11 protein-coding genes are annotated in these 12,553 nt (G+C 54.6%); 6 read left to right on the top strand and 5 right to left on the bottom strand.

Annotated features, from left to right (window positions below):
• Positions 1–2 precede the first annotated feature (2 nt).
• Together aat and infA are read left to right on the top strand one after the other, a co-directional pair.
• Complete coding sequence (gene aat / locus FOC35_RS01610) at positions 3–698, top strand: leucyl/phenylalanyl-tRNA--protein transferase (RefSeq protein WP_172567948.1); 696 nt, start codon at positions 3–5, stop codon at positions 696–698.
• Between the two features lie 283 nt (positions 699–981).
• Entirely contained in the window at positions 982–1,200 is a 219-nt protein-coding gene (infA, locus tag FOC35_RS01615; RefSeq protein WP_002211347.1) for a translation initiation factor IF-1, read from the top strand.
• 105 nt (positions 1,201–1,305) lie between these two features.
• Here the strand turns inward: infA and clpA are convergent, their stop codons facing one another.
• A complete protein-coding gene (gene clpA / locus FOC35_RS01620; RefSeq protein WP_172567949.1) occupies positions 1,306–3,579 on the bottom strand; it encodes an ATP-dependent Clp protease ATP-binding subunit ClpA in 2,274 nt (757 codons plus the stop codon).
• A 28-nt stretch (positions 3,580–3,607) separates the two neighbouring features.
• Positions 3,608–3,928 (bottom strand): ATP-dependent Clp protease adapter ClpS, encoded by a 321-nt coding sequence (gene clpS, locus FOC35_RS01625; protein ID WP_008461103.1) that lies wholly within the window; start codon positions 3,926–3,928, stop codon positions 3,608–3,610.
• Between the two features lie 322 nt (positions 3,929–4,250).
• Between clpS and cspD the strand changes: the two genes are divergently transcribed.
• The gene (gene cspD / locus FOC35_RS01630) at positions 4,251–4,478 is read left to right on the top strand and encodes a cold shock-like protein CspD (protein WP_016535598.1); all 228 of its coding nucleotides are present in this window, start codon (positions 4,251–4,253) and stop codon (positions 4,476–4,478) included.
• A 77-nt stretch (positions 4,479–4,555) separates the two neighbouring features.
• On the opposite strand, the gene macB is transcribed toward cspD, so the two are convergent.
• The gene (macB, locus tag FOC35_RS01635; protein WP_172567950.1) at positions 4,556–6,502 is read right to left on the bottom strand and encodes a macrolide ABC transporter ATP-binding protein/permease MacB; all 1,947 of its coding nucleotides are present in this window, start codon (positions 6,500–6,502) and stop codon (positions 4,556–4,558) included.
• On the bottom strand, positions 6,499–7,614 hold the full coding sequence (macA, locus tag FOC35_RS01640) for a macrolide transporter subunit MacA (protein ID WP_016535596.1): 1,116 nt from the start codon (positions 7,612–7,614) through the stop codon (positions 6,499–6,501). The genes macB and macA overlap by 4 nt, the downstream gene beginning before the upstream one ends.
• Before the next feature lie 141 nt (positions 7,615–7,755).
• On the opposite strand from macA, the gene FOC35_RS01645 reads away from it, so the two are divergent.
• Complete coding sequence (locus tag FOC35_RS01645; RefSeq protein WP_016535595.1) at positions 7,756–8,703, top strand: VirK/YbjX family protein; 948 nt, start codon at positions 7,756–7,758, stop codon at positions 8,701–8,703.
• 22 nt (positions 8,704–8,725) lie between these two features.
• On the opposite strand, the gene FOC35_RS01650 is transcribed toward FOC35_RS01645, so the two are convergent.
• On the bottom strand, positions 8,726–10,381 hold the full coding sequence (locus tag FOC35_RS01650) for an ATP-dependent endonuclease (protein WP_172567951.1): 1,656 nt from the start codon (positions 10,379–10,381) through the stop codon (positions 8,726–8,728).
• Positions 10,382–10,778: 397 nt separating this feature from the next.
• Between FOC35_RS01650 and aqpZ the strand changes: the two genes are divergently transcribed.
• Positions 10,779–11,474, top strand: a complete 696-nt coding sequence (aqpZ, locus tag FOC35_RS01655) for an aquaporin Z (RefSeq protein WP_172567952.1) — start codon at positions 10,779–10,781, stop codon at positions 11,472–11,474.
• 145 nt (positions 11,475–11,619) lie between these two features.
• Positions 11,620–12,519 carry a lysine exporter LysO family protein gene (locus FOC35_RS01660; protein WP_172567953.1) on the top strand — a complete coding sequence of 300 codons (900 nt, stop codon included), beginning with the start codon at positions 11,620–11,622 and terminating at the stop codon, positions 12,517–12,519.
• The last annotated feature ends 34 nt before the right edge of the window (positions 12,520–12,553 follow it).

Genomic DNA, 12,553 nt, shown 5'->3' on the forward strand with positions numbered 1-12,553 from the left:
TCATGCGCCTGGTGCAGCTGTCTCGTGACTCGATTGCCTTTCCCTCGCCGGAAGGGGCGTTACGTGAACCCAATGGCTTATTGGCGCTGGGGGGCGATCTCGGCCCAGCACGCCTTTTAATGGCCTATCAGCGCGGCATTTTCCCGTGGTTCTCTCCCGGCGATCCTATTCTATGGTGGTCACCGGATCCTCGCGCCGTACTGTACCCGGAGCAGTTTCATCTCAGCCGCAGCATGAAACGCTTTCATCGCACCTCGCCTTATTCCGTCACGCTCAACCACGCTTTTGAGCGCGTACTTTACGGCTGTGCGAGCGACAGAAGTGAAGGAACCTGGATCACCGCCGAAATTGTAGAAGCCTATCTGCGCCTGCACGAACTTGGGCATGCCCACTCTATTGAGGTCTGGGAAAGCGGCGAGCTGGTTGGCGGCATGTACGGCGTCGCTCAGGGCGCGCTGTTTTGTGGCGAATCGATGTTCAGCCGTCGGGTTAATGCGTCTAAAACCGCCCTGCTGGTCTTCTGCCAGCATTTCCTGCGCCACGGCGGGAAACTTATTGATTGCCAGGTACTTAACGAGCACACTGCTTCGCTTGGCGTGCAGGAGATACCGCGCCGGGACTATCTTCAGGCGCTGGCTGAATTACGCCCTCAACATTTGAGCAGCCACTGCTGGGTTCCCCAAAAACTCGGTGAATAATGTTTACGGCACATTTTATGTGAGGGTGTTATAATTAGCGCCGCAAAGTGGCTTTTGCCTGCTACCCCGCCTCGTTTGGGATTTATTGTTCAAGGGAATGCCCCACCGTTTATCTCTTCGCGCACTACATCGCAGACGTCGCCGTGCGACAAGCAGGGAGCGGGCGGGTAATAAGCAAAATGCACTTTCACTGGTGATTTCACCAACAATTCTTTACATGATAAGCGAACTTCGGCATTATCTTGCCGGTTCAAACTACGGTAGTGATACCCCAGAGGATTAGATGGCCAAAGAAGACAATATTGAAATGCAGGGTACCGTACTGGATACGTTACCTAACACCATGTTCCGCGTTGAGCTGGAAAACGGGCACGTGGTAACCGCTCATATCTCCGGTAAAATGCGTAAAAACTATATCCGCATTCTGACGGGCGACAAAGTCACCGTTGAGTTGACCCCGTACGACCTGAGCAAAGGCCGCATTGTCTTCCGTAGCCGTTGATAGTTTTTATTCCGCGGCCTGAAAGCAGGCGGCGTTGAGTGTGAATATGTGAATAATAGAAAGGCCGGGCATTGCCCGGCCTTTTTTATGCCCGTAAAACGGCGCTTAGTGCGCCGCCTCCGGCTTGTGCTTCTGGGCACTGGCGAAATTAAAGGTCAGCTGCTGCAGCTCTTTATCCAGCGCAACGGTCACCTGCCCACCGTCAACAAGGCTGCCAAACAGCAGTTCGTTGGCGAGCGGTTTTTTCAGGCTGTCCTGAATGACGCGGGCCATTGGGCGAGCGCCCATCGCACGGTCATAACCCTTATCTGCCAGCCAGTCGCGCGCTTCCTGGCTAACTTCCAGCGACACGCCTTTCTGATCCAATTGCACCTGAAGCTCGACGATAAACTTGTCGACCACCTGATGAATAACCTCCGTAGAGAGGTGGTTGAACCAGATAATATTGTCGAGACGGTTGCGGAATTCCGGCGTAAAGATCTTCTTGATCTCTTCCATCGCATCGGTGCTGTTGTCCTGACGGATAAGCCCGATGGATTTACGCTCGGTTTCACGCACCCCGGCGTTAGTAGTCATAACCAGAATCACGTTACGGAAGTCCGCTTTGCGGCCGTTGTTATCGGTCAGCGTGCCGTTGTCCATGACCTGCAACAGCAGGTTAAAGACGTCCGGGTGCGCTTTTTCAATCTCATCGAGCAGCAGCACCGCGTGCGGATGTTTAATCACCGCGTCGGTCAGCAGCCCGCCCTGATCGAAGCCCACATAGCCCGGAGGCGCACCAATCAGGCGGCTTACGGTGTGGCGTTCCATATACTCGGACATATCAAACCGCAGCAGTTCGATGCCGAGCGACTTCGCAAGCTGAACCGTTACCTCGGTTTTCCCGACCCCGGTTGGCCCGGCAAACAGGAAGGAACCGACAGGCTTATGATCCTGCCCCAAACCGGCACGGCTCATTTTGATGGCTTCGGTCAGCGCTTCAATCGCCTTATCCTGGCCGAACACCAGCATTTTCAGGCGGTCGCCAAGGCTTTTCAGCGTATCACGATCGCTCGCCGAGACGCTTTTCTCTGGGATGCGGGCAATGCGCGCTACCACGGTTTCGATATCCGCAACGTTGACGGTTTTCTTGCGTTTGCTCACCGGCATCAGGCGGCTACGCGCCCCGGCTTCGTCAATAACATCTATCGCTTTATCCGGCAGATGCCTGTCGTTAATGTATTTCACCGCCAGCTCAACCGCCGCGCGAATGGCCTTCGCGGTATAGCGCACATCGTGGTGAGCTTCGTATTTGGTCTTCAGGCCGTTGATTATCTGCACGGTCTCTTCGACGCTTGGCTCAGTAATATCAATCTTCTGGAAACGGCGCGCCAGGGCGCGGTCTTTTTCGAAGATATTGCTGAATTCCTGATAAGTCGTTGAGCCGATAACTCGAATTTTACCGCCGGAGAGCAGCGGCTTAATCAGGTTCGCAGCATCAACCTGCCCGCCGGACGCGGCACCTGCGCCGATGATGGTATGAATTTCATCGATAAACAGAATGCTGTTTTTATCCTGCTCGAGCTGTTTCAGCAGCGCCTTGAAGCGTTTTTCAAAATCACCGCGGTATTTGGTTCCGGCCAGCAGTGAGCCAATGTCCAGAGAGTAAATGGTGCAGTCGGCCATCACTTCCGGCACATCGCCCTGCACAATACGCCACGCCAGCCCTTCGGCGATGGCGGTCTTGCCCACGCCGGACTCACCCACTAGCAGCGGGTTGTTTTTACGGCGACGGCATAGAACCTGGATGGCACGCTCCAGCTCTTTATCACGGCCAATCAGCGGATCAATTCCGCCAACGCGCGCAAGCTGGTTAAGATTGGTGGTGAAGTTTTCCATACGTTCCTCCCCGCCTGCTTGCTCTTCGTTGACCGGATTTTCAGAACCCGATGACTGATTTGGTTCGTCTTTACGCGTGCCGTGAGAGATGAAATTAACCACGTCGAGGCGGCTGACTTCATGTTTGCGCAGCAGATAGGCCGCCTGGGATTCCTGTTCGCTAAAGATAGCGACCAGCACGTTGGCGCCGGTGACTTCACTGCGCCCGGAGGACTGTACGTGGAACACCGCTCTTTGCAGCACGCGCTGGAAGCTAAGCGTCGGCTGAGTGTCGCGCTCTTCAACACTTGCCGGCAGGACCGGTGTAGTTTGTTCGATGAAGGCTTCGAGTTCCTGTCGCAGCGCCACCATATCCACAGAACACGCTTCCAGCGCTTCGCGGGCAGATGGGTTACTGAGCAACGCCAGTAACAGATGCTCGACGGTCATAAACTCATGTCGGTGCTCGCGCGCTCTGGCGAAAGCCATGTTTAAACTGAGTTCCAGTTCTTGATTGAGCATAGGCACCTCCCCCAAATTATTGGCCTGGTCAGGCTTTTTCTAGCGTACACAGCAACGGGTACTCGTTCTCCCTTGCATACTGGTTCACCAACGCTACTTTGGTTTCCGCTACCTCTGCGGTAAAGATGCCACAGATAGCTTTGCCCTGATAGTGAACCGTGAGCATCAATTGCGTGGCACGTTCAACATCATAAGAAAAGAACTTTTGCAGTACGTCAATAACAAATTCCATTGGCGTGTAGTCATCGTTCATCAGTATAACTTTATACATGGATGGCGGTTTTAGCGTTTCGCGCAGTTTATCCGCTGCCATTTGGTCAAAGTCCAACCAGTCGTTCGTCTTACCCATTGCGATTTATCATCGTTTGTTAAAGCCCAACGCACCGTCAGGCCAGGCCTTAGATTGAGTGTAATACGTTTTTAGCAAACGCATTCCCTGGTATTGGTTGCTGCCATTTCCCGCCGCTCGCGAGCCACGTCACATTAATGAAAATAGCGTTAACTGCTTCAAATTTTTGACTCATTGTTACCGTCCCTACCCCGCCCGACGCTTGACGCAGTGTTTAAAATATCTACATTGTAGCGGGGTGAGTTGGCGAGGTTTTGAACAGCCCGCCCTTACCCACCGGTTGATTCCATCTCACTATTAGAGTTACGAAGGATGTCGAAGCATGGAGACGGGTACTGTTAAATGGTTCAATAACGCCAAAGGGTTCGGCTTCATCTGCCCCGAAGGCGGCGGCGAAGATATCTTCGCTCACTACTCCACCATTCAGATGGACGGATACAGAACGCTTAAAGCCGGGCAAGTTGTCAGGTTTGATGTACATCAGGGACCTAAAGGCAATCATGCCAGCCTGATCCTTCCTCAGGAAGCCGAAGCGGAAGCGGTCGCGTAACCCCTTGAGTAATTGTGTACATCCCGCAGATAAAATGCCAGCCCGTAAGGCTGGCATTTTTATTTTGCCGCCGCGGACTATTCACGAGCTAAAGCATCGATAGGGTTCAGCCGCGCCGCATTTCTCGCGGGCAACCAGCCAAACAACACGCCCGTGGCGGTGGAACAACCAAAAGCCGTCAGCAGCGCAACCGGCGAGAAACCTATCTGCCAGCCTGGGAGCACCATCTGAAGCGTAAAGGCTATCAGCAGCGACAGGGAGATCCCCAGCGCACCGCCCACCAGGCAAACCAGCACCGCCTCAATTAAAAACTGTTGCAGTACATCGCTCGCCCTGGCCCCGACGGCCATACGGATACCAATCTCTTTGGTTCGCTCGGTAACGGACACCAGCATGATATTCATCACGCCTATTCCCCCCACCAGCAGCGAAATAACCGCGACCAGCGTCAGGAACATCTGAAGAGTACGTGTGGTCTTTTCCGCCGTTTTCAACAGCCCGTCCATGTTGTAGGTGAAAAAATCCTTCTTGCCGTGACGCAGCAACAGCAGCCGATTTAGCTGCTGCTCAGCTTCATGGCTGGAATATCCTTCTTTCACCCGCACGGTAACGGAGTTCAGCCAGCTTTGCCCCATCACTCGCCCGGCCATGGTGTTGTAAGGCAGCCACACGCGTAATACTTTGCTGCTGCCGAACATCGACTGCTTCTCTTCGGCCACGCCAATTACCGTCGCCGGCATATTACCAACCAGCACCACTTCGCCGACCACGTTGCTTTTATTCGGGAACAGCTGCCGCTTGCTATTAGCGTCCAGCACCACTACCTGCGCCCGTCCGGCCATCTGCTCGTCGTTAAAGCTTGCGCCCTGGCTCATCACCATGCCGTAGACATTAAAATAGTCACCGCTCACGCCGTTCACGCTGGCGGCGGCATCCACGTTGCCATAGCGCAGGCGCAAATTGCTCGAGATGGACGGCGTGGCGGAACTCACCCACGGCTGCTGGCGAATAGCCGCCAGATCGTCATACTTGAGCGCCTGCTGGAACTGCGGATCGTCATCGCCGAAATCCTTACCGGGGTAGACGTCAATGGTGTTGGTGCCGATAGAGCGTATGTCCTCCAGCACCATCTGCTTGGCCGCATCGCCGACCACGACGATGGAAACCACCGAGGCGATGCCGATGATAATGCCGAGCATCGTCAGTAGAGTCCGCATTTTATTGGCGGCCATCGCCAGCCACGCCATGCTTAGCGCTTCGCGGAAGCTGCTGATGGCCTGCTGAACCGAAGAGCCGTTACGCAGCGCCGGATTCTCAACCTTGAGCGCCGCGGGCTGGTCAATGGGTGGAGGATTGCTAATAATTTCGCCGTCGCGAATTTCAATAATCCGCTGGGCCTGGGCGGCAACAGAAGGGTCGTGGGTAACGATAATCACCGTATGCCCCCGCTCGCGTAGCTGCTTCAGCGTCGCCATTACCTCTTCACCGGAATGTGTGTCCAGCGCGCCGGTTGGCTCATCCGCCAGAATGACCTGCCCACCGTTCATCAGCGCACGAGCGATACTGACGCGCTGCTGCTGCCCGCCCGAAAGCTGAGAAGGCAAATACTCAACGCGCTCCTTCAGGCCAAGCCGCTCCAGCAGGTCATGAGCACGTTGCTGACGCTGAACGCGCGTTGTTCCGGCGTATACCGCAGGCACCTCAACGTTTTGGGAAGCATTAAGGTGAGAGAGCAAATGGTAACGCTGAAAAATGAAGCCGAAATGTTCGCGGCGCAGGGTCGCCAGCGCATCGCTGTCCAGCCCGGCGACGTCCACACCGGCAACTTTATAGCTGCCGCTGCTGGGCTTATCCAGGCAGCCAAGAATATTCATCAGCGTTGACTTACCGGAGCCGGAAGCGCCGACAATCGCCACCATCTCCCCGGCCTCAATCGTCAGGCTGACGCCCTTCAGCACTTCGATCTGTTCTTCGCCCGAGGGGTAGCTGCGGCGAATATCTTTTAGCTCAAGCAGCGCGGTCATTTGTTGCTCCCGGTGCCGGAGCGACCAATCACCACCTCTTCGCCTTCTTCAAGCCCGTTAACCACCTGCACCTGGGTGTCGTTACGCATGCCGATGGTCACTTCGCGCTCTTTGGTTTCGCCGTTACGCAGCACCGTGATGTTGTAGCGATTGTCGCCAATCGGCTCACCCAGCGCCGCCAGAGGAATAGTCAGCACGTCCTTCACGCCGCCAAGCTGTATATGAACCTGGGCAGTCATATCCAGACGCAGAATGCCTTTCGGGTTCGGCACCTCAAAGCGTGCATTGTAGAAAATAGCCTCATTGACCTTATCCGGCGTCGGCAGAATATCCTTCAGTACGCCTTCATAGCGCACCATTGGATCGCCAAGCACGGTAAACCAGGCTTTCAGCCCCGGCTTCAGGTGGATAACGTCCGCTTCTGAAACCTGGGCCTTCACCAGCATGGTCCCGAGGTCGGCCAACGTCAGAATATTCGGCGCCTGCTGCGCGGCAATAACGGTCTGCCCCTGGAGCGTGGTTATCTGCGTGACCTCTCCGGCCATCGGAGCCACGATGCGGGTAAAGTCGAGATTGGTTTTTGCGGTGCTTAATGAAGCCTGATTGCGCTTGATTTGTGCATCAATAGTGCCAATTTGCGCCTGTTTAACCGCCAGATCGGTCGCGGCTTTATCCAGGTCCTGGCGCGACACGGCCAGGCTCTTAGCCAGCGCCTGCTGACGCGAAAGCGTGACGGCGGCAAGCTTGCTTTCGGCTTCCGCTTGCAAACGCTGAGCGCGCAACTCCATTAGCGTCGCCTCAACTTCTTTTATCTGGTTTTCCGCCTGCTCAGGATCGATAACCCCGAGAAGCTGATCTTTTTTCACTTTATCGCCAATGCTGACCGACAGCGTTTTCAACTGCCCGCTCACCTGCGCGCCCACATCTACTTTGCGCACCGCATCCAGTTTCCCGGTAGCCAGTACGCTTTGCTGTAGCGAGCCTTTACGCACGATCATGGTCTGGTACTGGGGAGTCGGTGCGTGCAAAAACTGCCAAAGCCAGAGGAAAAATATCACCAGCAGCAGCGCATAAATCCAGTAACGCTTTTTGAAATTTCCCTTAATTTTCATATGAATCCTGAAATAGCTAACGCTTGGTTAAACAATTCTTAAACAAACTGCACAATGTGAAGAAGTGTAACAGTGATTGAATATCGGTTGACATCCGACGTGGTGAAATAACGCCATCTTAGTTGAATTCAGGTTTTTATTATGTCCCAGATTGCTGCCGCTCATGTCACCGAAACCCTGCCACAGACTGGCTGGAAACTCTTCCTTTCGTTAGCAACGGGAGAGTGGCAGCCGGGTGCATCCTGGGGCAAAAAGGCTTATCGCCGCAAGTTTATTTTACGCTCGCTGGTGATGCCGCTGCATACCATCAGCCTGATGAATACCCTCGCCCGCCAGCCGCATCTGGCCAGCATGCTGAAAGCCCAGCAGGGTCTGCCTTGCCGCCTGCATCGCCCTTACATTGCGCTGCCCCTTAACCGCAAGGATACGCGCGATACTATCGGTTACCACTACCAGAAAATTAACGAGAAGATGCCGAAAAAATTGCTTAACGGCCACTTCTCGACAGAAGGATATCGCCTGGCGACCCTGGTGGGTAAAAACAACGAGCTGATGTTTGTCGATCTCAGTTCCCATGACCTGGAAGGCAAGGAAGGCGAGTCTTTCCTCAACTTCTGTAATGAAGACGGGGTTCCGCTGGCGAGAATGACCTTCACCCTTAACCAGTTCGAAGGCAAAAACACGCTGTTCATCGGCTGCCTGCAGGGGGCAAAACCCTGGGTTCCGCACGAAGCCATTCAGGCCGCTACCAAGGCCTGCCACGGCCTGTTCCCAAAACGCATGCTGCTCGAAGTTGCCTGCGAGCTGGCCAAACTTCTCGATGCAGAGCGCCTCCTGGCGGTGAGTAACAGCACCCATATCTATCGCTCATGGCGCTATGAGAAAAAGAAAAAAGACAGCTTACACGCCGACTATGACAGTTTCTGGCTGTCTATGAGCGGCGAACTCCGCCCTGACGGCCTGTTTGCCCTGCCGTCTAAAGTGGAACGTAAGCCGCTGGAAGACATTGCGAGTAAAAAACGTGCGGAATACCGCCGCCGCTACGAGCTGCTGGACGGCATGATGAGCAGCATCAACTCTCACTTCTAAACCAGCTCAGCAGGCCGGGATGTTAATCCGCCCGGCCGCGAGCCAGCCAAAGTACCCGGGAAAACATTTTTCTCAGCAGGGGCGGCACAGCATCCACGCCTCTGCGCCCGGCCTCCATAGCAACCTCAATGGCCAGATCCGGTTTCGACGAACGATGAATCGCTTTGGTTATCACCCGGCGCAGGTTCATTGGCACGTTTTCGGGCAATTGCGCTACGCGATGAAAAACATCGGAAAAGCCCTGACGGTACATAAAGTGCTCCATATCCAGCGCCGGTAGCGCGGTAAGATGATCCCGCTCCTGGTCACGGTCGTTGTCCAGTATCCCTCGCACCGTCGCGGCATATTTTTTACCCGCTTCGTCGCCGTCCACCAGCACATGCCACTCGATTCCCATGCGGCGGGCAAATTTGATCAGCGGCTTCAGCCCCGACTGGGCAAATTCAATCACCTTCACCCCTTCGGCATCAAAATGGTGCCCGCACTGACGTGCCAGCTCGTTCATCACCCAGACTTCCGTTTCTCCTTCAACCAGCAGCCAGCAGCGGGCAAACAGCGAAGAAGCCCGGTTAAAGCGGATATGAAACGCAATGCGTCGGCCGTCTTCGGCGCTCATGCCTCCCGGTCCAAGCCGCCACGCAGCGACTTTAGAGGACTCGCGCACCAGGCGGCAAACCTGCTCTACCGGCGTAAGAGAAAGCAATTCGCCTGAATTGGTGGTGGTGATTTTTTGCAGCGGCAGCAAATTCAGCAGATGCCAGGCCACCGAGAGCATAATCGGGTGCAGGCGCGTTTCAGGATCTTCCACCAGCAGCAGCGGCCTGGCATCACGATCCAGCGCCACGCTCCCCTTCGCCTGCAATAGAGTAGAAAACATCCCCAACAGAATCATCCGGTGCGAGCGGCTGCCGGGCTTGTCGATCATACGGTTAATCACGTCGAGATAGCGCCAGCTCCTTTGCTCGTCGTGGGAGCGTCGCCGAATGAGCCGCTGATGGGCAACGGCGCCCTGCTCGGAGAAATAATGCTCCAGCAACTGCACCATCGCGGAAAGCCCCTGGCGCAGCTGGGAATCAGTAAGGTTTTGCGGGCGCGATACCAGCTCGCGGGCGAGGAAATCCAGCTGTCGCGCCGTCAGCTCCGTTTCCGGCATTTCGGGCATGCTGCCGTTACGCAAACGCCGCATAAAGCGGGCATCCCGCAGCCGCAATACCGGGTTAAGCCGGGTGATATGCAGCGCCAGGTCGTCGATTTGTTCCAGCTCCAGCGGCTGACCGTTTGCATTGAGGAAGCTACGCAGCGTCAGCACGGTATTCTCTTCATCCAGCTCGCCCTCAAGGCGATAATGGATACGGTGGAACCCGTCATTGCCAGCAACCCAAACGGGAGCAAGGTTGCGATAGCGTCGCCCTAAGTGGTGGCCGGAAGCCGCCTCGCGGAAAGTAAGGATGATATGCAGATGGCTCTCGCGGCCGTGCATATCGCCGGGCGGAAAATAAAAGTCTTCACGTACAAAATGATACAGCTCGCGATGTGGGGAAAGCAGCAGCGTCAGAGCATCCAGCAGGCTCGACTTACCCCAGGCATTCTCGCCAATCAGCACGTTGTTTTGCTCAAGCATTAACGACAGCCGGTTAATACCGCGAAAGCCAACAATCTCTACCCGCTCGAGAAACATATTCCCTCCTGTGCCAGCAGCTTAAATTCCATCGTCCTTTCCGAGTATAGCGGCAAGCGCGATGCCAATGTAACCGCACAATGTCAAAGCGTTACAAGGCTAAACTGCCGGACCTGGCAGCAGGCTGTTTCTTTCTTCACGAGAATTTATTTTCCTTATCAGGATTATTCTTACTTCATTCAAAGATAATCTATACTTCTGACACCCACCCTCATAAAAGGAATAACACCTCATTGCCCTAAATCAAATTAATTGAATTTATTGTGCTGGTGGCGAATTGACGAAATACCTAATATTAGCGCGCATTTAATATTACTTTCGTCATTCACTTAATGACGGTGAATTAGCGGTAACTGCACTAACGCAGATTATTCGTGGATTTTTAGCAGAGGTGGTTATGTTCAGAAAATTAGCGGCCGAGTTCTTCGGAACGTTTTGGCTGGTATTTGGTGGCTGCGGTAGCGCAGTATTAGCGGCAGCATTCCCGGAATTAGGGATTGGTTTTGCCGGCGTTGCGCTGGCCTTCGGTTTAACCGTTCTCACTATGGCATTTGCGGTTGGCCATATATCCGGCGGCCATTTTAACCCGGCAGTTACCCTCGGCCTGTGGGCCGGCGGCCGCTTCCCGGCCAAAGACATTATTGGCTACATCATTGCTCAGGTAATCGGCGGTATTGTTGCTGCGGGTGTGCTTTATTTAATCGCCAGCGGTAAAGCTGGTTTCGATGCAGCTGCCAGCGGTTTTGCTTCCAACGGCTACGGCGAGCATTCACCTGGCGGTTTCTCCATGCTGTCGGCAATTGTTATTGAAATCGTATTAACCTGCGGCTTCTTAATTGTCATCCACGGTGCGACCGACAAATTTGCCGCTCCGGGCTTTGCGCCAATTGCTATTGGCCTGGCGCTGACTTTAATCCACCTGATTAGCATTCCGGTAACTAATACCTCCGTTAACCCGGCTCGTAGCACCGCTGTGGCTATTTTCCAGGGCGGATGGGCGCTGGATCAGCTGTGGCTATTCTGGGTCATGCCAATTATCGGTGGGATCCTCGGCGGGGTTATTTACCGCACCCTGCTGGAAAAACGTAGCTAACGTTTTATTCAGGCTCGCTCAGGCGAGCCTGATATTTTCCCTGCTGCTTCGCCAACCCCCTCTTTTTCTTCACCTTTACTCGCTTCATTTCTTTCGGTAGTGTGACATTAGCCGTTACATTTTACCTGCAAGGATTGTCGCCCTCATGTTTTCGGGATTATTAATTATCCTGGTGCCGCTGATCGTCGGTTACCTCATTCCGCTCAAACAAACCAGCCTGTTAAGGCTTATCAACCGCCTGCTCAGCTGGATTGTTTATGTGATCCTGTTTTTTATGGGCATCAGCCTCGCTTTTCTCGATAACCTGGCGAGCAACCTGTTGACTATTCTGCACTATTCGGCAATCAGCGTGGTGGTCATTCTGCTGTGTAACGCCGCCGGGCTGCTGCTGCTTGAGCGCTCGCTGCCGTGGCACCACCAGCATAAGCAGGAAAAATTACCTTCTCGCCTCGCAATGGCGCTGGAGTCCTTGCAGCTGTGCGGCGTGGTAGCGCTGGGTTTTCTGCTGGGTCTGACCGGGTTCGAACTGCTTAAATACGCCACCGAAGCCAGCGAATACACGCTCATCTTCCTCCTGCTGTTGGTGGGTATCCAGCTCAGAAACAGCGGCATGACCTTTAAGCAAATCGTTCTCAACCGGCGCGGGATGATTGTTGCTATTGTGGTGGTGCTCAGCTCGCTGGTTGGCGGCGCGATTAACGCCCTGATCCTCGGCCTGCCGATCAAAACCGGGCTGGCGATGTCCTCCGGCTTCGGCTGGTATTCTCTTTCGGGCATCCTGATGACCGAGTCTTACGGGCCGGTTATCGGCAGCGCCACCTTCTTTAACGATCTGGTGCGAGAGTTGCTGGCAATAATGCTGATCCCGGGTCTGGTACGCCGCAGCCGCTCGACGGCGCTTGGCCTGTGCGGAGCCACTTCTATGGACTTTACGCTGCCGGTTTTACAGCGCAGCGGCGGCGTCGAAATTGTTCCTGCCGCGATCGTTCACGGCTTTATTCTTAGCCTGCTCACTCCGCTACTTATTGCCTTCTTCGCCTCGTGATACCTCATTGGCGGTAGTCCGCTACCGCCAAAAT

Origin of the sequence: Cedecea sp. FDAARGOS_727 (genome assembly GCF_012273235.1) — a bacterium.
Lineage (GTDB): Bacteria > Pseudomonadota > Gammaproteobacteria > Enterobacterales > Enterobacteriaceae > Cedecea > Cedecea davisae.